At 62.3% G+C, this 20743-nt stretch carries 24 protein-coding genes; 21 read left to right on the forward strand and 3 right to left on the reverse strand.

Translation table 11 applies throughout. From position 1 onward, the window contains the following. The 9 genes from QZY01_RS11650 to QZY01_RS11690 form a co-directional block, all read left to right on the forward strand. The coding region (locus QZY01_RS11650) for a nitrogenase component 1 (RefSeq protein WP_294537336.1) at positions 1-590 on the forward strand (590 nt) is incomplete at its 5' end. A gap of 73 nt (positions 591-663) precedes the next feature. Further along, positions 664-2223, forward strand: a complete 1560-nt coding sequence (nifK, locus tag QZY01_RS11655) for a nitrogenase molybdenum-iron protein subunit beta (protein WP_294537338.1) — start codon at positions 664-666, stop codon at positions 2221-2223. 221 nt (positions 2224-2444) lie between these two features. Beyond that, positions 2445-4130: a nitrogenase iron-molybdenum cofactor biosynthesis protein NifE gene (nifE, locus tag QZY01_RS11660; RefSeq protein WP_294537340.1), complete on the forward strand. Its 1686-nt coding sequence runs from the start codon at positions 2445-2447 to the stop codon at positions 4128-4130. 4 nt (positions 4131-4134) lie between these two features. Further along, positions 4135-5535, forward strand: a complete 1401-nt coding sequence (gene nifN / locus QZY01_RS11665; RefSeq protein WP_294537343.1) for a nitrogenase iron-molybdenum cofactor biosynthesis protein NifN — start codon at positions 4135-4137, stop codon at positions 5533-5535. A 24-nt stretch (positions 5536-5559) separates the two neighbouring features. Next, positions 5560-5955, forward strand: a complete 396-nt coding sequence (nifX, locus tag QZY01_RS11670) for a nitrogen fixation protein NifX (RefSeq protein WP_294537345.1) — start codon at positions 5560-5562, stop codon at positions 5953-5955. 5 nt (positions 5956-5960) lie between these two features. Beyond that, positions 5961-6440: a NifX-associated nitrogen fixation protein gene (locus tag QZY01_RS11675; protein WP_294537347.1), complete on the forward strand. Its 480-nt coding sequence runs from the start codon at positions 5961-5963 to the stop codon at positions 6438-6440. 290 nt (positions 6441-6730) lie between these two features. Continuing rightward, positions 6731-6931: a CCE_0567 family metalloprotein gene (locus QZY01_RS11680; RefSeq protein ID WP_294537349.1), complete on the forward strand. Its 201-nt coding sequence runs from the start codon at positions 6731-6733 to the stop codon at positions 6929-6931. A gap of 16 nt (positions 6932-6947) precedes the next feature. Continuing rightward, positions 6948-7244, forward strand: coding sequence for a ferredoxin III, nif-specific (gene fdxB / locus QZY01_RS11685; RefSeq protein WP_294537351.1), 297 nt, complete (start codon positions 6948-6950; stop codon positions 7242-7244). Continuing rightward, positions 7241-7873, forward strand: a complete 633-nt coding sequence (locus QZY01_RS11690; RefSeq protein WP_294537353.1) for a nitrogen fixation protein NifQ — start codon at positions 7241-7243, stop codon at positions 7871-7873. The genes fdxB and QZY01_RS11690 overlap by 4 nt, the downstream gene beginning before the upstream one ends. A gap of 137 nt (positions 7874-8010) precedes the next feature. Here the strand turns inward: QZY01_RS11690 and QZY01_RS11695 are convergent, their stop codons facing one another. Together QZY01_RS11695 and QZY01_RS11700 are read right to left on the reverse strand one after the other, a co-directional pair. Beyond that, entirely contained in the window at positions 8011-8328 is a 318-nt protein-coding gene (locus tag QZY01_RS11695) for a hypothetical protein (protein ID WP_294537355.1), read from the reverse strand. Positions 8329-8393: 65 nt separating this feature from the next. Beyond that, positions 8394-8852 carry a hypothetical protein gene (locus QZY01_RS11700; protein WP_294537358.1) on the reverse strand — a complete coding sequence of 153 codons (459 nt, stop codon included), beginning with the start codon at positions 8850-8852 and terminating at the stop codon, positions 8394-8396. 151 nt (positions 8853-9003) lie between these two features. On the opposite strand from QZY01_RS11700, the gene QZY01_RS11705 reads away from it, so the two are divergent. Further along, positions 9004-10617 carry an FAD-dependent oxidoreductase gene (locus QZY01_RS11705; protein WP_294537361.1) on the forward strand — a complete coding sequence of 538 codons (1614 nt, stop codon included), beginning with the start codon at positions 9004-9006 and terminating at the stop codon, positions 10615-10617. A gap of 64 nt (positions 10618-10681) precedes the next feature. Next, positions 10682-11089, forward strand: coding sequence for a Rieske 2Fe-2S domain-containing protein (locus tag QZY01_RS11710; RefSeq protein WP_294537363.1), 408 nt, complete (start codon positions 10682-10684; stop codon positions 11087-11089). Positions 11090-11219: 130 nt separating this feature from the next. On the opposite strand, the gene QZY01_RS11715 is transcribed toward QZY01_RS11710, so the two are convergent. Next, positions 11220-11810, reverse strand: a complete 591-nt coding sequence (locus QZY01_RS11715; protein ID WP_294537365.1) for a hypothetical protein — start codon at positions 11808-11810, stop codon at positions 11220-11222. Between the two features lie 203 nt (positions 11811-12013). Here QZY01_RS11715 and QZY01_RS11720 point away from each other — a divergent pair, with 203 nt between their 5' ends. The 10 genes from QZY01_RS11720 to nifB all read left to right on the forward strand — a co-directional run. Continuing rightward, entirely contained in the window at positions 12014-13732 is a 1719-nt protein-coding gene (locus QZY01_RS11720; RefSeq protein WP_294537383.1) for an ATP-binding protein, read from the forward strand. 147 nt (positions 13733-13879) lie between these two features. Next, positions 13880-14200, forward strand: coding sequence for an iron-sulfur cluster assembly accessory protein (locus tag QZY01_RS11725; RefSeq protein ID WP_294537367.1), 321 nt, complete (start codon positions 13880-13882; stop codon positions 14198-14200). A gap of 4 nt (positions 14201-14204) precedes the next feature. Further along, entirely contained in the window at positions 14205-14543 is a 339-nt protein-coding gene (locus tag QZY01_RS11730) for a NifU family protein (RefSeq protein WP_342394897.1), read from the forward strand. A gap of 22 nt (positions 14544-14565) precedes the next feature. Further along, on the forward strand, positions 14566-15402 hold the full coding sequence (gene cysE / locus QZY01_RS11735; protein ID WP_294537369.1) for a serine O-acetyltransferase: 837 nt from the start codon (positions 14566-14568) through the stop codon (positions 15400-15402). Beyond that, positions 15399-15740: a nitrogenase stabilizing/protective protein NifW gene (nifW, locus tag QZY01_RS11740; RefSeq protein WP_294537371.1), complete on the forward strand. Its 342-nt coding sequence runs from the start codon at positions 15399-15401 to the stop codon at positions 15738-15740. Before cysE ends, nifW begins: the two co-directional genes overlap by 4 nt. Positions 15741-15866: 126 nt before the next feature. Further along, positions 15867-17726, forward strand: coding sequence for a nif-specific transcriptional activator NifA (gene nifA, locus QZY01_RS11745; protein ID WP_294537373.1), 1860 nt, complete (start codon positions 15867-15869; stop codon positions 17724-17726). Positions 17727-17930: 204 nt separating this feature from the next. After that, the gene (locus tag QZY01_RS11750; protein ID WP_294537375.1) at positions 17931-18125 is read left to right on the forward strand and encodes a 4Fe-4S binding protein; all 195 of its coding nucleotides are present in this window, start codon (positions 17931-17933) and stop codon (positions 18123-18125) included. 229 nt (positions 18126-18354) lie between these two features. Continuing rightward, positions 18355-18570: a putative nitrogen fixation protein NifT gene (nifT, locus tag QZY01_RS11755; protein ID WP_294537377.1), complete on the forward strand. Its 216-nt coding sequence runs from the start codon at positions 18355-18357 to the stop codon at positions 18568-18570. Between the two features lie 2 nt (positions 18571-18572). Continuing rightward, on the forward strand, positions 18573-19439 hold the full coding sequence (locus QZY01_RS11760; RefSeq protein ID WP_294537379.1) for an SIR2 family protein: 867 nt from the start codon (positions 18573-18575) through the stop codon (positions 19437-19439). Positions 19440-19818: 379 nt separating this feature from the next. After that, a partial coding sequence (gene nifB, locus QZY01_RS11765) for a nitrogenase cofactor biosynthesis protein NifB (RefSeq protein WP_294537381.1) occupies positions 19819-20743 on the forward strand: 925 nt, incomplete at its 3' end.

Consider the following 20743-nt stretch of genomic DNA (forward strand, 5'->3'; position numbering starts at 1 on the left):
ATAACTTCTTCGGCCCGTCCAAGATCCAGGAATCGCTGCGCAAGATCGCCAGCTATTTCGACGACAGCATCAAGGAAGGCGCCGAGCGCGTCATCGCCAAGTACCAGCCCCTGATGGACGCGGTCATCGCCAAGTTCCGTCCGCGTCTGGAAGGCAAGACGGTCATGCTCTACGTCGGCGGCCTGCGTCCGCGCCACGTCATCGGCGCCTACGAAGACCTCGGCATGGAAGTGGTCGGCACGGGCTATGAATTCGCCCATAACGACGACTACCAGCGCACGGCCCAGCACTACGTCAAGGATGGCACGCTGATCTATGACGACGTGACCGGCTACGAATTCGAAAAATTCGTGGAAAAGGTCCAGCCCGATCTGGTCGGCTCCGGCATCAAGGAAAAATACGTCTTCCAGAAGATGGGCGTGCCTTTCCGCCAGATGCACAGCTGGGACTATTCCGGTCCCTACCATGGCTATGACGGCTTCGCGATCTTCGCGCGCGACATGGACATGGCGATCAATGCGCCGGTCTGGAAAATGGCCAAGGCGCCGTGGAAAAAAGACAAGGATCTGAAACTCGCCGCGGCCGAATGAGACCGCGCGCGGCCGGCGCCCGTTCGAACGGGCGGGCGCCAGCCGCGAATTACCGACAAGAGAGGGCTACATCATGACTCAGAACGCCGATCATGTGCTTGATCATTTCGACCTGTTCCGCGGTCCCGAATACCAGGAAATGCTGGCGAACAAGAGAAAGATGTTCGAAAACCAGCGTGACCCGGCCGAAGTCGAGCGCATCCGCGAATGGGTCAAGACTCCGGAATACCAGGAACTGAACTTCAAGCGCGAAGCTTTGACCATCAACCCGGCCAAGGCCTGCCAGCCGCTCGGCGCGGTATTCGTCGCCGTCGGTTTTGAAAAGACCATTCCCTTCGTCCATGGTTCGCAGGGCTGCGTCGCTTATTACCGGTCGCATTTCTCGCGGCATTTCAAGGAGCCGACCTCCTGCGTCTCCTCCTCGATGACCGAAGACGCCGCTGTGTTCGGCGGTCTCAACAACATGATCGACGGCCTCGCCAACACCTACAACATGTACAAGCCGGAGATGATCGCCGTCTCCACCACCTGCATGGCGGAAGTGATCGGCGACGACTTGAACGCCTTCATCAAGACCTCGAAGGAAAAGGGCTCGGTCCCGGAAGATTTCAACGTCACCTTCGCCCATACCCCGGCCTTCGTCGGCAGCCACATCACCGGCTACGACAACGCCATGAAGGGCGTGATCTCGCACTTCTGGGACGGCAAGGCCGGCACGGTCGAGAAGCTTGAGCGCGTGCCGAACAACTCGATCAACTTCCTCGGCGGCTTCGATGGCTACGTCGTCGGCAACCTGCGCGAAATCAAGCGCATCTTCGGTCTGTTCGGCATCGACTACACCATTCTGGGCGACCAGAGCGATGTGTGGGACACCCCGACCGATGGCGAATTCCGCATGTATGACGGCGGCACCACGCTCGAGCAGGCGGCCAACGCCATTCACGCCAAGGCGACCATTTCGATGCAGGAATATTGCACCGAAAAGACGCTGCCGCTGATCAAGGACCACGGCCAGGAAGTCGTCGCCTTCAACCATCCGGTCTCGGTCAAGGCCACCGATAACTTCCTGATGACCATCTCGCGGCTCACGGGCGTGGAAATTCCCGAAGAACTGGCCAAGGAGCGCGGCCGCCTGGTCGATGCGATCGCCGACTCGAGCGCCCATATCCATGGCAAGAAATTCGCGATCTACGGCGATCCGGATCTCTGCTACGGCCTCGCGGAGTTCCTGCTCGAACTCGGCGCCGAGCCGACCACGGTCCTTGCCACCAACGGCAGCAAGACCTGGGAAAAGAAGATGCAGGCCCTGTTCGACAGCTCGCCCTTCGGCAAGAACTGCAAGGTCTATCCGCAGAAGGATCTGTGGCACATGCGGTCGCTGCTGTTCACGGAGCCGGTCGACTTCCTGATCGGCAACACCTACGGCAAGTATCTCGAGCGCGACACCGGCACGCCGCTGATCCGCATCGGCTTCCCGATCTTCGATCGCCACCACAAGCACCGCTATCCGGTGTGGGGCTATCAGGGCGGCCTGAACGTGCTGGTCCAGATCCTCGACAAGATCTTCGATACGATCGACGCGACCACCAATATCCCGTCGAAGACCGACTACAGCTTCGACATCATTCGCTGATCGCCTAAAAAAACCGATTGTCGGTTTGTAGGCAAACCGACAATCTTCTGGCGCTGCAATGCAACAAAGTCCGGAAAGGCGAAAGCCTCTCCGGACTTTTTTTCATGGCGGGCGGCGGCCCTTTCCGCCCCCGCAGCGCCTGCAAACGGCGGCGCCAAAATTGCTCATCCAGCGCCAAACGGGCTGCAAATGCCGCGGACGACCTTTCGCAGGAGCGACGCATGACCTCTCTTTCGGCGACGATCAAGGACGTGTTCAACGAGCCCTCCTGCGCCAAGAACGCGACCAAGTCGGAAGCCGAGAAGAAGAAGGGCTGCACAAAACAATTGCAGCCGGGCGGCGCCGCCGGCGGCTGCGCCTTCGATGGGGCCAAGATCGCGCTCCAGCCCTTCACCGACGTCGCCCATCTCGTCCATGGACCCATCGCCTGCGAGGGCAACAGCTGGGACAATCGCGGCGCGGCGTCGTCGGGTTCGTCGCTGTGGCGCACCAGCTTCACCACCGACATCAACGAGACCGACGTGATTTTCGGCGGCGAGAAACGGCTGTTCAAGGCCTGCAAGGAAATCATCGAGAAATACGATCCGCCAGCGATTTTCGTCTATCAGACCTGCGTGCCGGCGATGATCGGCGACGACATCGTCGCGGTGTGCAAGGCGGCCTCGGCGAAATTCAACAAACCGGTGATTCCGGTCAATGCGCCGGGCTTCGTCGGTCCGAAAAACCTCGGCAACAAGCTCGCCGGCGAGGCGCTGCTCGATCACGTCATCGGCACGGTCGAGCCGGAATACACCACGCCCTACGACATCAACATCATCGGCGAATTCAACCTTTCCGGCGAATTATGGCAGGTCAAGCCCTTGCTCGACGAACTCGGTATCCGCATCCTGTCCTGCATTTCCGGCGACGGCCGCTACAACGAGGTGGCCTCCGCCCATCGCGCCCGCGCCTCGATGATGGTCTGCTCCAAGGCGATGATCAATGTCGCGCGGAAAATGGAAGAGCGCTATGGCATTCCGTTCTTCGAGGGCTCGTTCTACGGCATCGAGGACTCGAGCGATTCCTTGCGCGAGATCGCGCGTCTCCTGATCTTGCGCGGCGCTCCCGAGGAATTGATGGAGCGCGTCGAAAATGTGATCGCGCGCGAGGAGGCGCGGGCCTGGGCGGCGATCGCCGCCTACAAGCCGCGCTTCAAGGGCAAGAAGGTCCTGCTGATCACCGGCGGCGTCAAGTCCTGGTCGGTAGTGGCGGCGCTGCAGGAGGCGGGGCTGGAGTTGGCCGGCACCAGCGTCAAGAAATCGACGCGCGAGGACAAGGAGCGCATCAAGGAATTGATGGGCCAGGACGCGCATATGATCGAGGACATGACGCCGCGCGAAATGTACAAGATGCTCAAGGACGCAAGGGCCGACATCATGCTGTCGGGCGGCCGCTCGCAATTTGTCGCCCTCAAGGCGACCATGCCCTGGCTCGACATCAACCAGGAGCGCCATCACGCCTATATGGGCTATGTCGGCATGGTCAAGCTGATGGCCGAAATCGACCGGACGCTCTACAATCCGGTCTGGGAACAGGTCCGCCAGCCCGCGCCCTGGGACCGCCCCGGCGACAGCTGGCAGGACCGCGCGCTGGCTGAAATCGCCGAGGAAGAGGCGGAAATCGCCGCCGATCCGGTCAGGGCGGAAGCCGCGCGCCGCGCCGAAAAAATATGCCTGTGCAAGAACGTCGATCTCGGCGCCATCGAGGACGCCATCCGTGAGTTCGGCCTGACGACGGTCGAGGGCGTCAAGGAAAAGACCAATGCCGCGGCCGGCTGCGGCGCCTGCGCCATCAAGATCGAGGAGATTTTCGAGGCCAGCGACATTGTCGGACTTCCGACAGACGCGCAAACCATCGCGGCGGAGTAACCTCATGGCCAAAGTCGTCACGGCCAAGAAGGCCTGCGTCGTCAATCCGCTCAAAATGAGCCAGCCGATCGGCGGTGCGCTGGCCTTCATGGGCCTGCGCGGCTGCATGCCGCTGCTGCATGGCTCGCAGGGTTGCACCTCCTTCGCGCTTGTGCTTTTCGTGCGCCATTTCAAGGAAGCCATTCCGCTGCAGACGACAGCGATGAGCGAAGTCGCCACCGTGCTCGGCGGCTATGAAAATGTCGAACAGGCGGTGCTCAACATCATCAAGCGCACCAAGCCGGAAATCATCGGCATTTGTTCGACCGGCGTCACCGAGACCAAGGGCGACGATGTCGACGGCTATATAAGGCTGATCCGCCAGAACCATCCCGAACTCGCCGATTTCCCGATGGTTTATGTCTCGACGCCGGATTTCAAGGACGCCTTTCAGGACGGCTGGGAAAAGGCGGTGACGCGCATGGTCGAGGAACTGGTCAAGGGTCCGGTCAATCCCGCGCGGCGCGACCCGACCCTGGTCAATGTCCTGCCGGGCAGCCACCTGACCCCGGGCGACATCGAGGAATTGCGCACCATTATCGAGGATTTCGGGCTCGAGCCGACCTTCCTGCCCGATCTCGGCGGCTCGCTAGACGGCCATATTCCCGTCGATTTCACGCCGACCACGATTGGCGGCGTCGGCGTCAATGAAGTGGCGGCGATGGGCCATGCCGGCTGGACCATCGCCATTGGCGAACAGATGCGCGCCGCCGCGGTTGCGCTGGAGAACAAGGCCGGCGTGCCGTTCCGCCTGTTCGAGAGGCTGTGCGGCCTCGGCCCCAACGACGCCTTCATCGCCTTTCTGAGCGAGATCTCCGGACGTCCCGCGCCGCTGAAATACCGCCGCCAGCGCGGGCAACTCATCGACGCCATGCTCGACGGCCATTTCCATCTTGGCGGCCGCAAACTGGCGATCGGCGCCGAGCCGGACCTGCTCTATGACGTCGGCTCGTTCCTGCATGAAATGGGCGCGCATATCGAGGCGGCGGTGACGACGACGCACTCGCCGGTGCTGGAAAATCTGGCTACCGAAGAAGTGCTGATCGGCGATCTGGAGGATCTGGAGACGCAGGCGCGGGGAAAAGGCTGCGACCTGCTGGTGACCCATTCCCACGGCCGCCAGGCGGCGGAGCGGCTGAAAATTCCGTTCCATCGCCTGGGGATTCCGATGTTCGACCGGCTCGGCGCCGGCCATAAATTATCGGTCGGCTATCGCGGCGGGCGCGAATTGATCTTTGCGGTCGCCAATCTGCTGATCGCCCACCGCGAGGACAACCATCAGGTCGCGCCCGACAGCTTTTACGATTCGCGGCGGGAATGGGCCAACGATTCTGGCGCCGCGATTGCAACGGTGCAAAGGCATTGAAAAGAGTTGAGAGAGGGCAGGCCGATGAAAGTCGCATTTGCTACACAGGACTTGAAGCGTGTCGATGCGCATTTCGGCTGGGCGAAAAACATCGCCATCTACGAGCTGGACGAGAATGGCCACAGCTTCATTGAAGCGATCGCTTTCGACGGCGACCTTCAGGAAGACGGCAACGAGGACAAGCTCGGTCCCAAGATCGAGGCGGTCAAGGATTGCGCCATCCTCTATGTGGCGGCGATCGGCGGCTCGGGCGCGGCGCGCGTCGTGGCGCAGAATGTTCACCCGATGAAAGTGGCCCAGCCGGAAGCGATCGAGGACCTGCTCGACAAATTGCAGGCCGTGCTTAAAGGCAACCCGCCGCCCTTCCTGCGCAAGGCCATGGGCAAGGGCAAGGAACGCGTTTTCAATTACGAGGATTGAGACTGATGACCGAAGCAGTTGAAGCGACCGTTCCCGACGACGCCGCCGTCATCGCCGGATCCGAATTCCTGAAGGAACTCGTCAAGGTCTGGCGGGCGCAGGATTCGCATGGACATTGGGACGGCAAGTCCGACGCCCAGGTCATTGGCGAATATATCGTCACCAAGGAACAGCGGAAGTCCCTGCCGATCATCGCCGACCCCGATCCGGACACTTTGTGGCGGCTGGAGCTGTTCTACAACGCCGTCGCCCTGTCGATCGAGCGCGTCACCAAGATCATGGTCACGCCGATGATGAAGATGAGCCATGAAGGGTTTGGCCGCATCGTGCTGATCGGCGGCCGGCTGATCGTCGTCAACAAGCAATTGCGCGACGTCCATCGCTTCGGTTTCGAGACTTTCGCCAAGCTCGGACAGGAGGGCGAGAAATTCGTCCAGCAGGGCGTCGAAATGATCGAGAAATTCCCGGAAGCGGCGAATTACTGAGGCCGACCAAACCGCCTGCAAGCATCAAACGCCGGCGGCAGCCGGCCTAGGAGCGACTGCGACGCCGATCTGATGCGAGGGACTCCGAACGCGAAGCGTTCGGAACGAAAAACGTCGGCGGGCAGCCGGCCTAGGAGCGACTGCGACGCCGAGCTGATGCGAGGGAATCCGAGCGCGAAGCGTTCGGAACGAAAAACGCCGGCGGGCAGCCGGCCTAGGAGCGAACGCGACGCCGAGCTGATGCGAGGGAATCCGAGCGCGAAGCGTTTGGAACGAAAGAAGAGGCTAAAATGAGCGACGTGGATACATTGAAGGCCGAAATAAAGAAACTTTCGGCGCGCGCCATGCAGGCCAAGATGAACCTGCATGACCTGTCGGAAGAATTGCCGCTCGGCTGGAACACGATTCTAGACGTGGCGCAAAAGGCCCATGCCGCTTTCGCCGAACTCGAAGCCAAACGCGAACAACTCAAATCCGCGGAAGCGGCCTGAACGAAAGGCGACGGACATGGCGAATGCGCGCGACGGCCGCGAATGGCAGCCCGAATATCTGCTCGACATCGACGCCGGCAAATGTATCGGCTGCGGCCGCTGCTACAAGGTCTGCGGCCGCGAAGTGATGACGCTCAAGGGCATTAACGAAGACGGCGACGTAGTCGATCTCGATGACGACGATGACGACGAGATCGAAAAGAAGGTCATGGTGATGGCCGAGATCGGCGCCTGTATCGGCTGCGGCGCCTGCGCCCGCGTTTGCCCGGCTAATTGCCAGACGCATGGCCCTCAGGCTTTGGCCGCCGAATGACCGCCGACCGGGCCTATCGCTGGCTGATGGGCGCCTCGCGGCGCTCGACCGGCGACGGCTTCGATCTGCATGTCTGCGCCAGCGTTATGGCCGTGGCCGTCGCCCAGGCGGAGGAGGAGGGCCTGTCGCTCGCCGCGACTTCGGGCCTCGACGCGGCGACGCTTCGCGCTTTCGCGGCGGAATGGTTTCCCGGCGCCGCCGTCGCGCTGGCGGAAATGGCGGGGGCGCTCGCGCCCGCGCCGGGCCCGGAAGAACAGTCCATCGTCGATATTTTGCTGATGTACGCCTCGGGCCGGCTCGAATTCGTGCGGCCCTTGTCGCGGATGATCGCCCGGCGCTGTCAGGAGCCGCGCCATTTGTGGCAGGATCTCGGGCTGCGCGAGCGGGCTGAGCTTTCTCGATTGATGCAAAGGCATTTTCCGCGCCTCAAGACGCGCAATTCCGGCGACATGAAATGGAAGAAATTCCTTTACCGGCTGGTCTGCGGCTCGGAAGGCTTTGTGCTGTGCCCGGCGCCGGTCTGTTCGGATTGCGACGATTTCGCCGCCTGTTTCGGCTCCGAGGAGGGCGTCGCGCAATTGTCGCACACGTATCGCGAAGAGCGGACGGAAGCCATTACGGCAGGCTGATCCGATCTCGAAGACCTTGCCCCTGTTTGTGGGCAGAGCGAAACGCCGTCAATAGCCACGCTTACGTCTAGACGTATCATTGCGAGCAAAGCGAAGCAATCCAGCTTTGCTCGCAATGACGGACGTGTGAGAAGCCCCTACTCGATCCCCAATTCCGCCTCCCGGCGATTGGCGGCAAGGCGGAATCGTTCGTGGGCGGCGGCGGGGTTGGAATAATAGGCCTTCTGCCCCGCGTCGAGCGCCGCCTGGGCGATCTTCGCCTCTTCCGCGGTCAGCGCCACGCGGCCGGCCATGAAGGCCGCTTCCGGCATGATCATCAGAATCGCCGCGCGATTGGGGTGGTCCTTCACTGCGGTCAGTTCGATGTCTTCCAGCTTGCCGCCGAGCAGGATCGCCGGGCCGACGACTTCCAGCTTGCGCCCGTCCTGGGTGGTTTTAACCAGAGTGGAGTCCATTTTTCCTCATCCTCCTGCAAAACGGACGGCGGCGCGCGCCGCCGCCCGGAAATTTGTCGGTTCGATCAGGGAACCTGAGGCAAAGAATAGCCGTCGCGCGGATGCGCATTGTAGTAATCGGGACGCTCCGGCCAGTCGCCGTCGGCGAGAATCTTGAACGATGTGATCTTCACCGGATCGCCGGGCGAGCAGGAGACCTCGCTGAATTTGATCTCGCGCGCGCCGGGACCGGCGGAGAAATCGGCCACGACGGTTCCATCGGCCTTGGTGGCGCGGGCGAAGCCCGGCGTGCCGACATGGGTGGCCTTGACCGGATTGGCGACGAAGGACGGCGTCTCGAATTCGCCGTCTTCCGCGCCGAAAGCCGGCGTGGCGAAGGTGAAGGCGACGAGAACGACGCTGCGGTCGACCGGAAGGTTGGCGTTGATCGGGCGGGCCACCGAATAGAATGTCAAGGTTCCGCCATCGAGCAGCGCCTTGATTTCATCCTTGGTCAGACTGGAAAAAGCGGAAGCGACATTCATACCCAACTCCTGAAATTTTGCTCTGTCACGCTCTGCATCAAATTCTGTGCCAGTCGCCGGCTCTTTGCAGCGCAACGTCGATATGGCGCGGGCGCCGAAAAAAAAGCGCGATTCTTGCAAGGACGATCCGGGCGACGGTCGGAGAGCGACGATGATTGAAACGGCGATTGTCGGGGGCGGCCTGTGCGGGCTGGCGCTAGCGGCGCAACTGCGCCGTCATGGCGCGGATTTCGAATTATATGACGCGCGCCAGCGTCTGGGCGGGCGCATCCTGACCGTCGATTGCAAGACCTCGGGGCTGGCGATCGATCTTGGCGCCTCGTGGTTCTGGCCGGACAACCAGCCGCTGATTGACGGCCTGCTGGCGGAACTCGGGCTGGCCTCCTATCCGCAGCATGACGAGGGCGCGGCCCTGCGCCTTGCCGAGGCCGACAAGAAGCCCGAGAAAATCGAAGTATCGGGCGGCGTCCATGGCGGCGCGCGCAAAATCGCCGGCGGCGCGCAACAAGTCATCGACGCGCTGGCGCGCCCCTTGCCGGCGGGGCGAATTCACCTTGGCGCGGTCCTCGAGCGCCTGAGCGACGGCGGCGACCATGTCGTGCTGCATTTCCTTCAGGACGGCAAGCCGCTGGTCGCGAGGGCGCGGCGGGTCGTGCTGGCGCTGCCGCCGCGTCTCGTCGAGGAGCGGATTGCCTTCGAGCCGGCGCTGGAGGAGTCGACGCGGCAGGCGATGCGCGAAGCGCCGACCTGGATGGCGTCGATGGCCAAGGCCGTCGCCACCTATGACCGTCCGGTCTGGCGCGAGACGGGACAATCGGGCAACGCCTTCGTCAGCCATGACCAGGCGGTGTTCGACGAGATTTTCGACGCCTGCGACGCCGACGGGCGGCAGGGCGCGCTCGGCGGCTTTCTCGCCCTCGGCCCGCAATTGCGCCAATCCTTCGAGGTCGGCCTGCCGCTGTTGATGCAAAGCCAGCTCGAACAGGTGTTTGGCGGCGATCTCGTGGCGCGGGAAAGCCATTTCCAGGATTGGGCGACCGAGATCGAGACCTGTAGCGCCCGCGATCGCGAAAATGGTCGCGAGGAACACAACAGCGCCGCCCATCCGATGTTGCGCCGCGCGCTTTGGGCGGGCAAGCTGTATCTTGGCGGCTCGGAGACGGCGGCGCGGCAGGCCGGTTATATGGAGGGCGCGCTGGAGGCGGCGCGGCGCATTTCGCGCGAATTTTTGCGCGACACGCAGGACGACGCCGGGGTTGACGCGACGGCGGGACAAAAGGTCCCCGGCGAGGATGTCAACGCCGCCAGCCTGCGAAAATTCACCGCCTGGGTCGCCGGCCAGAACGACGCGGCGTTCGACGATTATCGCCGTCGCCTCAACGCCCTTCTGGCGGCGCAGCACAAGACGCAAGTGACGCAGATGGCCATGCTGGCGACGGCGGAACATATTTTTGCGCAAGCGCTGAAAAGGCTCGAAGCCTTGCCCTTCGAACTTGGCGGCGTCGCGGTCGAGCAGGGGCGTTGCGCGCTGACGCCGCTGGCGCAAAAGCCTTTTGGCGATTTTCTGCGCCAGTTCAACGCCGATGTCGTCGCCTTCAACGCGACCTCCTGCGCCTTGTCGAATTTTCCCGATGAACATCGTCTGGCGCGGGAATATCAGCAGGCGATTTTCCGCGATCTCGCCGCCGCCTGGACCGAGTTCTCGCTCGCCGCCAATCGCCTGCTGCTCGCCAAGGCCGAAAATCCCGTCGGCGCCGCGTCATGAGGAGGGACGCGCCCATGCGCGACCCGATATCCAATTCCGCAAGCCAGAAAGCGAGAACGCAAAAATGTCCGAAGCCGCCTATGTGATCTGCGCCCTGACCGACATTCCGAGCCGCAAGGCGGCGGGTTTCCAACTGGCCGTGGTGGGAGAGAATGGCGCGCCCGAACCTTTTCCGATCGTGGTGGTGCGCTGGGGCCACCAGGTGTTCGGCTATCGCAACCGCTGCCCGCATCACGGCAGCAATCTCGATTGGGAGCGCGAGCAGTTTCTCGATCCCAATGGCTTGCGGCTGATGTGCGGCAAGCATGGCGCCTTGTTCGAAATCGGCACCGGCCGCTGTTCCGACGGACCCTGCAAGGGCGACAGTCTGACGCCGGTCGCCCTCGCGGTCATCGACGGCGATATTTGCGTGACCGGCGTGACCCTGGTCGAAGAGGACGAGGACTTGCCGCCCGAAGAGAATCGGGCCTGAGCTGGACCCCAAAGAGTCGCCCGACCCAAAAAATCCCGGACATTTCAGTCCCGGATTTTTCAGGTCAAGAGAGGCGCCCGACTCACGGAGACTTCAGTTTTTCGGGAAAATGCGAAAAAACCGTCCGGCGTCAGACCGGGCGGTTGGCGTTGCGGTTCTTGACCGGCTCGGCCCGCGACAGCGCGTCTTCGATCGACAAGACCTCATAGGTTTCCTTGGCTTCGGCCGCCTTTTCGAGGACGAGCTGGACCTTGCCGCCGCCGTCGAGCTTCTTGAAATCGTTCTTGTCGAGCCCGGCATATTCGCTGAGCTCCTTCCAGACCGTGGTCTCGTCGCAGGCCAGCACGGTAAACGTCACGCCATCGACCGAAATCGTATATTTGGCCAGCAGATCGACATTATTGACGAACAGGAAATAGACGCCGTCCGGGCTCAGCAGCGGCAGCACGATTTTTTTGAATTCCTCGAAATGCGCGAAGTCGTGGAGATAGCCGGCGAGCTTCTCGATCTTGCCCGTGCCTTCCTTGGCTACGGCGACGATCTGTTCGAGCTTGAATTCCGGCGGGCGCGCCTCATCGGCCATCTTGGGCTGGAATTTCAGCGCTATATCGCCGCGAAAACCATAATAGCCCGGCTTGCCGGTCGGTCCCTTGAAAACCGCGTTGAGCAGGCGGCCTTCCTTGTCCAGGGCGGCAAAGGCGGTCGTCTCGATCGAAGTCATGGTCATTCTCCAGATTCTTGTCTTGGGGTTCTTGGTCTTTGAGTCTACAAATTCGTCGCGCGCCATCGCGCCGTCTCCCCCTATGCAAATGATCTGCCGCTATTCGCGCCACGCCTGTGCTGGCGCGAACAATGCTTGTCGCGTTGGTCAAATTTTTAAAAAAGGCCGGGAACTTCCGGTCCTGCAAGGATGCCGGCATGAGCATGAAGCTGCACATCGCGCGCCCCTATGTCGAGGCTCTGGCGGACGCTTTTCCGGAGCTTGAGCCGCTCAAGGCGCAATTGATGTTCGGCGACAAGGTCGAGGTGGCCTTCCACGACCTGACCGGGCCGCAGGTCGACCGGCTGCAGGATCTCTACGGCGCCGCCGGGCCGCCGATGCAGAATCATCGCGCGCAATTGGCGACCTTGCGACGCGCCTTTGACGCAAACGGAACGCGGTTTGAAGATGCCGATCTCGAATCCGTGTTGCCGGCCGTCGTCGGCTGGCTCATCGAGGACGCGCAGCGCGGCTGGCTGTTCTCGATGAACATCGGCGGCAGGCCCTTGCCCTATGTGGTCGGGCGGCTCGACTACACGGCGCCGTCCAACGACGAGACCGGCAAGATTTTCGTCGAGCTCAAGGCCAATTCGCGCGGCGAACTGGCCAGCGTGCAGATGCGCATCGCCGCCGCCGACATTGTCGGCAAGACGGTGGCGGAAATTTTCGCCGCCAAGGGCTTTTTGCGCGAGACCCCGGAGCTGATCGCCGCCTATGACGCCAACGCCAAAAACTATTTCGACTGGCGGGCGCGCTACGGGGCGCAGTTTTCCGGGCAGGGGCTGGGCTTTTTTGCCGAGGACCCCGCCTCCTCGCACCGCAGCAACGACTGGACGCGCAAGGACGCGGTGATCCTGTCGTCGGGCGGCAATCCGGCGCGGCTGGTCAATGACGAAAGCCTGTTGAGCAACCGCGCGCTGACGCTGGAGGCGCCCGGCGACATTCTGGGCAACTATCTGCGCAAGGCGGCCAAAAGCAATCTTTACGCCGAAGAAGACGAGGTCGCGGCGCAGAACGAAGCCATCGGCAAGGGGCTGTTTCGCCAGATTCCGGTCCATCCCTTCATCCTGATGTTTCATCTCGACCTGCACCATTATGTCTGGACCCATGTCGAGGACGTCGAACCCTATCTCTACCAGCCCGACCTAAAGCAGAAACTGGTGCTGCCGGAAGAGCAGACCGATCTGATCGACATTCTCACCGCCGAGATGGACGTGCTGATGGACGATATCGTCGCGGGAAAATCCGGCGGCACCACGGTGCTCTGCGCCGGCCCGCCCGGCGTCGGCAAGACCCTGACGGCGGAGGTCTACGCCGAAATCGTCCGCCGCCCGCTCTATCGCGTCCATTCCGGACAATTGGGGCTCAATGTCGCGGCGATGGAGACGGCGCTCAAGGAGGCGCTGCTGCGCGCCCAGCGCTGGGGCGCGGTCATGCTGATCGACGAGGCCGACGTCTATATCAAGAAGCGCCAGGACGACATGACGATGAACGCCGTGGTCGGCGTGTTTTTGCGCGTGCTGGAATATTTCAATGGCCTGTTGTTCCTCACCACCAATCGAATCGACGACATCGACGAGGCCATCGTCTCGCGCTGCATCGCGCTGATCCGCTTCCACGCCCCCGACGCCGAGGCGCGCAAACGCATCTGGGGCGTCATGTGCGGCCAGTTCGGGCTCGCTCTCGATGACAGCCTGATCGAGACGCTGGTCGAGATTTATCCCCAGACCAGCGGTCGCGACATCAAGGGCCTCGCCAAGCTGGTGGCGAAATATTGTCGCCATCGCGACACGCCGCCCGACCTCGACGTGTTCAAACGTTGCGCTGTTTTTCGCGGCCTGGAGCGGCGCGACCCCGACCGCGCGGAAATGGCTGCCTCCTGAAAAGGCGGCATTGTCGCGATACCGACAAGCGCGACGCCAAAGGCCCAAAAAACCTATTGAAATCAAAGGGGGCCTGCGCGAGGGGGGGCTGGCGCGGCTTTTGCTAACCTGTTAGGCGAAAAGCTTCTTCCGATCTGGAGACCGGCCATGATTCATCTCACCGACAGCGCGCTCAACGCGGTCCGCAACGCCATCAAGGGGGCGTCCGAGCCTGTCGAGGGCCTGCGCCTGAAAGTCGAGACGGGCGGCTGCGCCGGCAACAAATATCTGATGGGCCTCGTGAAGAAGGCTGAAGCCGACGACGAACTGGTCGAACGCGACGGCGTCAAGGTGTTTGTCGAGCCCGCCTCGCGCGAATTGCTCGCCGGCGTGGTCATCGATTTCGTCGTCGCCATCGAGGGCGCGGGTTTCACGTTCGACAATCCCAACGCCACTCACAGCTGCTCCTGCGGCAAGAGTTTTGGCTGAATTCATGCCGAGCAAGCAAGAGGCATCGATCATGCAGACTGAAATCGTTCAAGAAAAAACCGACATCGTGCAGGAAAAACCCGACCTCTCCGCGGACCAGCAGCGGGCGCTGCGGGTCCGCGAGGTGATCGAGGAAATCCGCCCCAATCTGAAGCGCGATGGCGGCGATTGCGAGCTGGTCTCGATCGACGGCAACAAGATCAACGTCAAGCTGACGGGCGCCTGCGTGTTCTGCAAACTGGCGAGCGCCACGCTGGAGGGCATCCAGGCTCGCATGATCGAAAGGCTTGGGGAATTTGTCCGCGTGATCCCGGTTCCGATGGGATTCAAGGGCCGCAATTAAGGGGTTTTCGAGAGGGCTTTGCATGCCGGCGCTCGCAGCTTCGATGGAACAGAAATGCAAGGGCATGGCGGCGGCTCCGGGTCTGTGGAGCCTTTGGCGCGAGGACGTCGCCTGCGTCAAGGCGCGCGATCCCGCCGCGCGCCATGTCCTCGAGATTTTGCTGACCTATCCGGGCGTTCATGCGATCGTCTGGCACCGGCTGGCCCATCGGCTGTGGCGGCGCGGCTTCAAGTTTCCGGCGCGCTTTCTGTCTTGGTTCGCCCGGCTGGCGACCAATGTCGACATTCATCCCGGCGCCACCATCGGACGCGGCTTTTTTATCGACCACGGCGCGGGCGTGGTCATCGGCGAGACGGCGGAGGTCGGCGATCTCGTGACGCTTTATCATGGCGTGACGCTCGGCGGCGTCTCCTGGTCGCCCGGCAAGCGCCATCCGACCATCGAAAGCGGCGTGCTGGTCGGGGCGGGCGCCAAAATCCTCGGGCCGATCAAGGTCGGCGCGGGCGCGCGGATCGGCGCCAATTCGGTCGTCGTCGAGGATGTGCCGCCGGGGGTTACGGCGGTCGGAATCCCCGCGCGGATCGTGCGCGAACCGGTGCGGCGCGGGCAGGCTGGCGGGCGGATCAATCTCGATCACCATCTCATCGCCGATCCGGTGGGCGAAGTCTTGAGCATCTTGCTCGATCGCGTCGATTTTCTCGAAGCGCGGCTCAATCACATGCAGCGCCGCGCCCGAAAGCCCGCGACCGACGCCAAAGCCCCTTCGCGTGAGCCGGCCGCCTCTTCAGACGAAGCGAAAGCCGGGTCGCGCGAAAAAACGCGCAAAACCGGAACAGGAACGGAAAGGCTCGAAACATGAGCGTGTTGCAGGATCTCGGACATCTCTCCTCGGCGGAAGATTTCTTCACTTATCTCGACCTCGACTTCGATCCGGCGGTCGTTCAGGTGTCGCGGCTGCATATCCTGCGGCGCATGGGGCAATATCTCAAGGGTAGCGAGATCGACGGCGCTTTCGAGGGCTTGAGCGACGCGGAAATCAAGACTCTGTGCCGGTCGCATCTCGAACAGGCCTATCAGGATTTCATCGCCTCCTCGCCGATTCAGGAGCGGTTGTTCAAGGTCCACAAGGAGGCCGTCGCGCCCAAGGAAGAACCGCAAAGCAATTTCGTGGCGCTGGATTCGCTGAAGATCGTCTGACTTTTCAGGCGAAGCGACTGGCGCGGGTTTTTGGGGCCGATGGTGTTTCGGCGTTGGAGACGAGCATGAACTGCGACCGCACTTTCGCCTGTTGCTTTCGCGTTTCCTTCGTCGGGGAGGCGCGTCATGGCCAGTTTTGATGGCAAGTCCAGCTTTGGAGGCAAGTCCGGTTTTGACGGCGCGTTCAGCCTGGACGGAAATTCCGGCCTCGACCACGAGTCCGCCTCGCGCGGCGCAGAGGGACCGGACCGCGTGCCGAATTTCGCAGCGCACCGCGGAAAACCGTCGAGTCGCGCGGAAATCGAACTACTCGGCATTTACGAAATCTCGAAAATTCTCGCGGCGCCTGGGCGTCTTGATCGGGTGCTGTCCCATGTCCTGAGCGTGCTGGCGGGTTTTTTCGACCTGCGGCGCGGCCTCGTTGCGCTGTTCGACAACGACGGGACGGCGAAATTGGCGGTCGGCCTCGGCTGGCGCGACGGCGAGGCGAGGGATCATTTCGCCAACCTGCCCGAAAAAGTCGTCGGCCGCATCGTCGCCGGCAGGACGCCGGTCATCGTCGAGGATGTCGCGCGCGACTCCCTGTTCGCCGGCTGGTCGCAGGCCGACGCAGGCATGGGCGGAAGCAACGGCAAGAGCAAGGTTCTTGGCTTCATCGGCGTCCCGATCCAGGATCGCGGCCAGGTCATCGGAACGCTGATCGTCGACCGCCTGCACGACGGCGCCGGCGGAGCGGGCGTCGAGGAAGACGCGCGTTTCCTGACCATGATCGCCAATATGGTGGGGCAGACCCTTCACCTTTACGACCTCGTCGCGCGCGACCGTGAAAGACTGATGGACGAACAGCGGCGGCTGGAAAAGGAGCCGCCGCGCCAGCCGGCGCTGCGCGGCGAACAGGCGTTGATCGGCATTGTCGGCGCGAGCCGGGCGATCCGCGAGGTGTTCAACCAGATCAACGTCGTCGCCCGCACCCATACGACCGTGCTGCTGCGCGGCGAATCGGGCGCCGGCAAGGAGCTTTTCGCGCGCGCCACCCATGACCTGTCGCCGCGCAAGGACGGGCCTTTCATCCGCCTGAACTGCGCGGCGCTGCCGGAAACCACGCTCGAATCCGAGTTGTTCGGCCATGAGAAAGGGTCGTTCACCGGGGCGCTCGGCCTGCGCAAGGGGCGTTTCGAACTGGCCGACAAGGGCACGCTGTTTCTCGACGAAATCGGCGAGATTTCGCCTTCCTTCCAGACCAGGTTGCTGCGGGCGCTGCAAGAGGGCGAATTCGAGCGCGTCGGCGGATCGGAGACGGTCAAGGTCGATGTGCGCTTCGTCTTCGCCACCAACAAGAATCTCGAAGCGGCGGTCGAGCGCGGCCGGTTCCGCGCCGATCTCTATTACCGCATCAATGTCGTCTCGATCCTGCTGCCGCCGCTGCGCGAGCGCCCGGAAGACGTGACGTTGCTGGCGCAGGAATTCATGCGTCGTTTCAACGAGGAAAACGGCACGCGAAAAAAGCTGACGGCCAATGCGTTGCGGCTGCTGCAGGCCTGCAATTTCCCCGGCAATGTCCGCGAACTTGAAAATTGTGTGCGCCGCACCGCGACCCTGGCGCGGGAGGATGGAATCGTCGAGTCGGATTTCGCCTGCGCCGCAGACGCCTGCCTGTCCTCGTCGCTATGGCGGGACACCGGTTCCGCGCCCCGGCCGCTGGTCCGTCTCGACGACCTTGCCGGCGAGGGCGCGGCGCCGGGCGCCGCCGCGCTGACTCCTTCGGCGCCGGGGCCGGATTTCGGTTCCCCCGCGCGGCGCGCCCGCCTGCGCGGCGGATCGATGCAGGAGAGCGCCCGTTTCGGCGTCCCGGAACGCGATCGATTGATCGGCGCGATGGAAAAAGCCGGCTGGGTGCAGGCCAAGGCGGCGCGGCTGTTGAACATCACGCCGCGCCAGATCGCCTATGCGCTCGGCAAGCATCGCATCCCGATCAAGAAATTCTGAAAAGCCATAAAACTCCCGGCTTTGTCGCGATTCAAACGCGCCCGGTTGCGAAACCTGCAAAGGGCGTGCGGCGACTGGATAAAAGCGCCGCCTTCGCCGCTGGCACGGGCCTTGCTCACTGATTGGGGTGGTCGAGCGCGGGCGGGCCGGTCCGCGAAAACACGACTGAGTTGATACGACTGAGCTGAATTGAGGAGATTTACGATGGCCTACAAGATCATCGCTTCGTCCTGCACGGGTTGCAGCCTTTGCGAGTTTGAATGTCCGAACGCGGCGATTTCCATGAAGGGCGACACGTTTGTGATCAACCCCAAATTATGCACCGAATGCGAAGGCCATTCCGATCGCCCCCGGTGCGACGAAGTCTGCCCGGTGCCGGGAACCTGCGTGAAGGCTTGATATTAAATCATGAGACGCCTGCCGCTTTGGGGTGAGCAGGCGCCGGTTATGTCCGACTGCCTGTCCCGACAAAGCCTGCGCCGACGAACGAGCCGGCGCCGGGAGTCCCTGTTGGCGCCTGTGCGATACGATCGAAAACAAGCCGACGTTGCTTCGTCGGCCAAACGCCAGCCGACTTCTTGCGTCGGCGGAACAATTGAAACGCGGCGTCAGCGAAAGAAATAAATCAATGAAAATCATGATCCGTCGCTCTCCCGAAACCGGTCTCTGCATTTACGTGCCGAAAAAGGATCTGGAGGAGCCGATCGTCGAAAGCGAATTCGCGACCCTTTGGGGCGGCTGGATCAAGATCGCCAATGGCTGGGTGCTGGAATTGCCGGAACTGGCCGCCGACACCAGGTTGCCGATCACCGTCGAAGCGCGCAAGCGCAGCGAAGAGGAGTAAGCATGAACGCTCCCATCCTGGACCAGGATTTCCTGAAACCCGCCGAGGCGGAAAGCGTCCTCGCCGATCTCGCGCGGAAATTGCGCGGCGGCTCGATCATTCCCTATCTTGGGCCGGCGCTGGCGCAAATCTCCGCCCCGGCGGTTCCCATGACGCCGGAAGCCCTCGCCGATTTTTTCGGGACCAAGGTGGCGCTGCCGCGTCGCGCCCGGGGAAATGTCTGGGCCTCCGCGCAATATATCGAGGGCCAGCGTCATCGCTCCACCGTGACCAATCTGATGAACGAAGCCTTCGCGTCGCCGGTCCAGCCGACGCCGCTGCACGATTACCTGGCGTCGTTGCCGCTGCCGCTGATCGTCGACACCTGGTATGACGGCGCCGCCCGCCTCGCCTTCGCCAAACGTTCCGACTGGGGCGAGATCCAGGGCATCACCCGCGCCGGCATCGGCGAAAGCCTTTGGTATCGCTTCTACGACGCTTCCGGCGCCGAAGTGGACAAGCCGGCGGCCGAGGCCTGGACGACCATCCTCTACAAGCCGCATGGCGGCGTGATTCCGGCGAAAAACTTCCTGATTTCCGACGCCGACTATGTCGAGGTGCTGACCGAGATCGACATCCAGTCGCCGATCCCCGAAGCGGTCGCCAATCTGCGCACCGAGCGCAGCTTCCTTTACATCGGCTGCCGCTTCCACGACCAGATGCTGCGCACCTATGCGCGCCAGATCTCCAAGCGCTCGGCGACGCCGCATTATGCGCTGGTCGAGCCGGAAAAACTGTCACTGAACGAGCGCCGCTTTTTCGCCACCGAAAGCATCGTTCCGCTGGCGGTGCCGCTGGAACGCGCCTGTGAAATCCTCATCAAGGGCTGAGCTTTTTGCCCGCTCTGGTCGCTAGAGCAATGGGCGAAAAAGTGGACGCTGGTTTTTCGCGAAAACATTGCGAAAACAAAGGAATCGAGAGTCGATTACGATTCAACCGAATCGCAATCGACTCCAGGGATCGAAGGGAGCCGCTCGCGGCTCCCTTTTATTTCCAAGCTTCGGGTTTCAGGCGCGCCATCGACGCCTTGTCGGTTTTGCAACAGGTCGATAATCGCCGCAAATCCTGTGCACAAGCCGACACGGCGACTTCGACAAGCGACTTAAGTTGTTGAGAAATAGAGATAATTATAAAAATCTCGAATGTGGCATATGCGTTGCTACCCTTTCATTCAGTTTATAGCTCCAGTGGAAAATGCGAGGATCGGACATGGATTCAGCGGCCCAAAATGACTCCGACGCCAAGGGTTCCGGCGTCGATCTCGAAGCGGTGATGCAGCAGGTCGCCGAACACAAGGGGTGCGGCACGTCGGGTGGCGCGAGCAAGCCGAGCTGCGGCTCCAGCGACGGGCCGGAAGACATGCCGCCCGAGATCTGGGACAAGGTCAAGAACCATCCCTGCTACAGCGAAGAAGCCCATCACCATTATGCGCGCATGCATGTCGCGGTGGCGCCAGCCTGCAACATCCAGTGCAATTACTGCAATCGCAAATATGATTGCGCCAATGAATCGCGTCCGGGCGTGGTCAGCGAAAAGCTCACCCCGGAGCAGGCGGCGAAAAAGGTCCTCGCGGTCGCCTCGACCATTCCGCAGATGACCGTGCTCGGCATCGCCGGCCCCGGCGATCCGCTCGCCAACCCGGCCAAGACCTTCAAGACCTTCGAACTGATTTCGAAGACCGCGCCGGACATCAAATTGTGCCTGTCCACCAATGGTCTGGCCCTGCCCGAACATGTGGACACGATCGCCAGCTTCAACGTCGATCACGTCACCATCACCATCAACATGGTCGATCCGGAAGTCGGCGCGAAAATCTATCCCTGGATCTTCTATAAGCACAAGCGCATCACCGGCGTCGAAGCGTCGCAAATCCTGACCGATCACCAGTTGCGCGGTCTCGAAATGCTGACCGAGCGCGGTATTCTGTGCAAGGTCAATTCGGTGATGATCCCCGGCGTCAACGACCAGCATCTGGTCGAGGTCAACCGGGCGGTCAAATCGCGCGGCGCCTTCCTGCACAACATCATGCCGCTGATTTCCGACCCGGCGCACGGCACCGCGTTCGGGCTGTCCGGTCAGCGCGGACCGACCGCGGCGGAGCTGAAAGCGTTGCAGGACCAGCTGGAAGGCGGGG

Source organism: uncultured Rhodoblastus sp., from assembly GCF_903903185.1.
GTDB lineage: Bacteria > Pseudomonadota > Alphaproteobacteria > Rhizobiales > Beijerinckiaceae > Rhodoblastus.

What these genes read in the sequence shown, in the direction of transcription:
- QZY01_RS11690 (WP_294537353.1), top strand. Translation starts at nt 7,241, where the DNA reads ATGACCGCCGACCGGGCCTATCGCTGGCTGATGGGCGCCTCGCGGCGC.
- QZY01_RS11750 (WP_294537375.1), top strand. Translation starts at nt 17,931, where the DNA reads ATGGCCTACAAGATCATCGCTTCGTCCTGCACGGGTTGCAGCCTTTGC.
- QZY01_RS11705 (WP_294537361.1), top strand. Translation starts at nt 9,004, where the DNA reads ATGATTGAAACGGCGATTGTCGGGGGCGGCCTGTGCGGGCTGGCGCTA.
- nifE (WP_294537340.1), top strand. Translation starts at nt 2,445, where the DNA reads ATGACCTCTCTTTCGGCGACGATCAAGGACGTGTTCAACGAGCCCTCC.
- QZY01_RS11715 (WP_294537365.1), bottom strand. Translation starts at nt 11,810, where the DNA reads ATGACTTCGATCGAGACGACCGCCTTTGCCGCCCTGGACAAGGAAGGC.
- nifN (WP_294537343.1), top strand. Translation starts at nt 4,135, where the DNA reads ATGGCCAAAGTCGTCACGGCCAAGAAGGCCTGCGTCGTCAATCCGCTC.
- QZY01_RS11710 (WP_294537363.1), top strand. Translation starts at nt 10,682, where the DNA reads ATGTCCGAAGCCGCCTATGTGATCTGCGCCCTGACCGACATTCCGAGC.
- QZY01_RS11675 (WP_294537347.1), top strand. Translation starts at nt 5,961, where the DNA reads ATGACCGAAGCAGTTGAAGCGACCGTTCCCGACGACGCCGCCGTCATC.
- QZY01_RS11720 (WP_294537383.1), top strand. Translation starts at nt 12,014, where the DNA reads ATGAAGCTGCACATCGCGCGCCCCTATGTCGAGGCTCTGGCGGACGCT.
- nifA (WP_294537373.1), top strand. Translation starts at nt 15,867, where the DNA reads ATGGCCAGTTTTGATGGCAAGTCCAGCTTTGGAGGCAAGTCCGGTTTT.
- nifW (WP_294537371.1), top strand. Translation starts at nt 15,399, where the DNA reads ATGAGCGTGTTGCAGGATCTCGGACATCTCTCCTCGGCGGAAGATTTC.
- QZY01_RS11700 (WP_294537358.1), bottom strand. Translation starts at nt 8,852, where the DNA reads ATGAATGTCGCTTCCGCTTTTTCCAGTCTGACCAAGGATGAAATCAAG.
- nifK (WP_294537338.1), top strand. Translation starts at nt 664, where the DNA reads ATGACTCAGAACGCCGATCATGTGCTTGATCATTTCGACCTGTTCCGC.
- nifX (WP_294537345.1), top strand. Translation starts at nt 5,560, where the DNA reads ATGAAAGTCGCATTTGCTACACAGGACTTGAAGCGTGTCGATGCGCAT.
- QZY01_RS11725 (WP_294537367.1), top strand. Translation starts at nt 13,880, where the DNA reads ATGATTCATCTCACCGACAGCGCGCTCAACGCGGTCCGCAACGCCATC.
- QZY01_RS11730 (WP_342394897.1), top strand. Translation starts at nt 14,205, where the DNA reads ATGCCGAGCAAGCAAGAGGCATCGATCATGCAGACTGAAATCGTTCAA.
- QZY01_RS11680 (WP_294537349.1), top strand. Translation starts at nt 6,731, where the DNA reads ATGAGCGACGTGGATACATTGAAGGCCGAAATAAAGAAACTTTCGGCG.
- fdxB (WP_294537351.1), top strand. Translation starts at nt 6,948, where the DNA reads ATGGCGAATGCGCGCGACGGCCGCGAATGGCAGCCCGAATATCTGCTC.
- nifT (WP_294537377.1), top strand. Translation starts at nt 18,355, where the DNA reads ATGAAAATCATGATCCGTCGCTCTCCCGAAACCGGTCTCTGCATTTAC.
- cysE (WP_294537369.1), top strand. Translation starts at nt 14,566, where the DNA reads ATGCCGGCGCTCGCAGCTTCGATGGAACAGAAATGCAAGGGCATGGCG.
- QZY01_RS11695 (WP_294537355.1), bottom strand. Translation starts at nt 8,328, where the DNA reads ATGGACTCCACTCTGGTTAAAACCACCCAGGACGGGCGCAAGCTGGAA.
- QZY01_RS11760 (WP_294537379.1), top strand. Translation starts at nt 18,573, where the DNA reads ATGAACGCTCCCATCCTGGACCAGGATTTCCTGAAACCCGCCGAGGCG.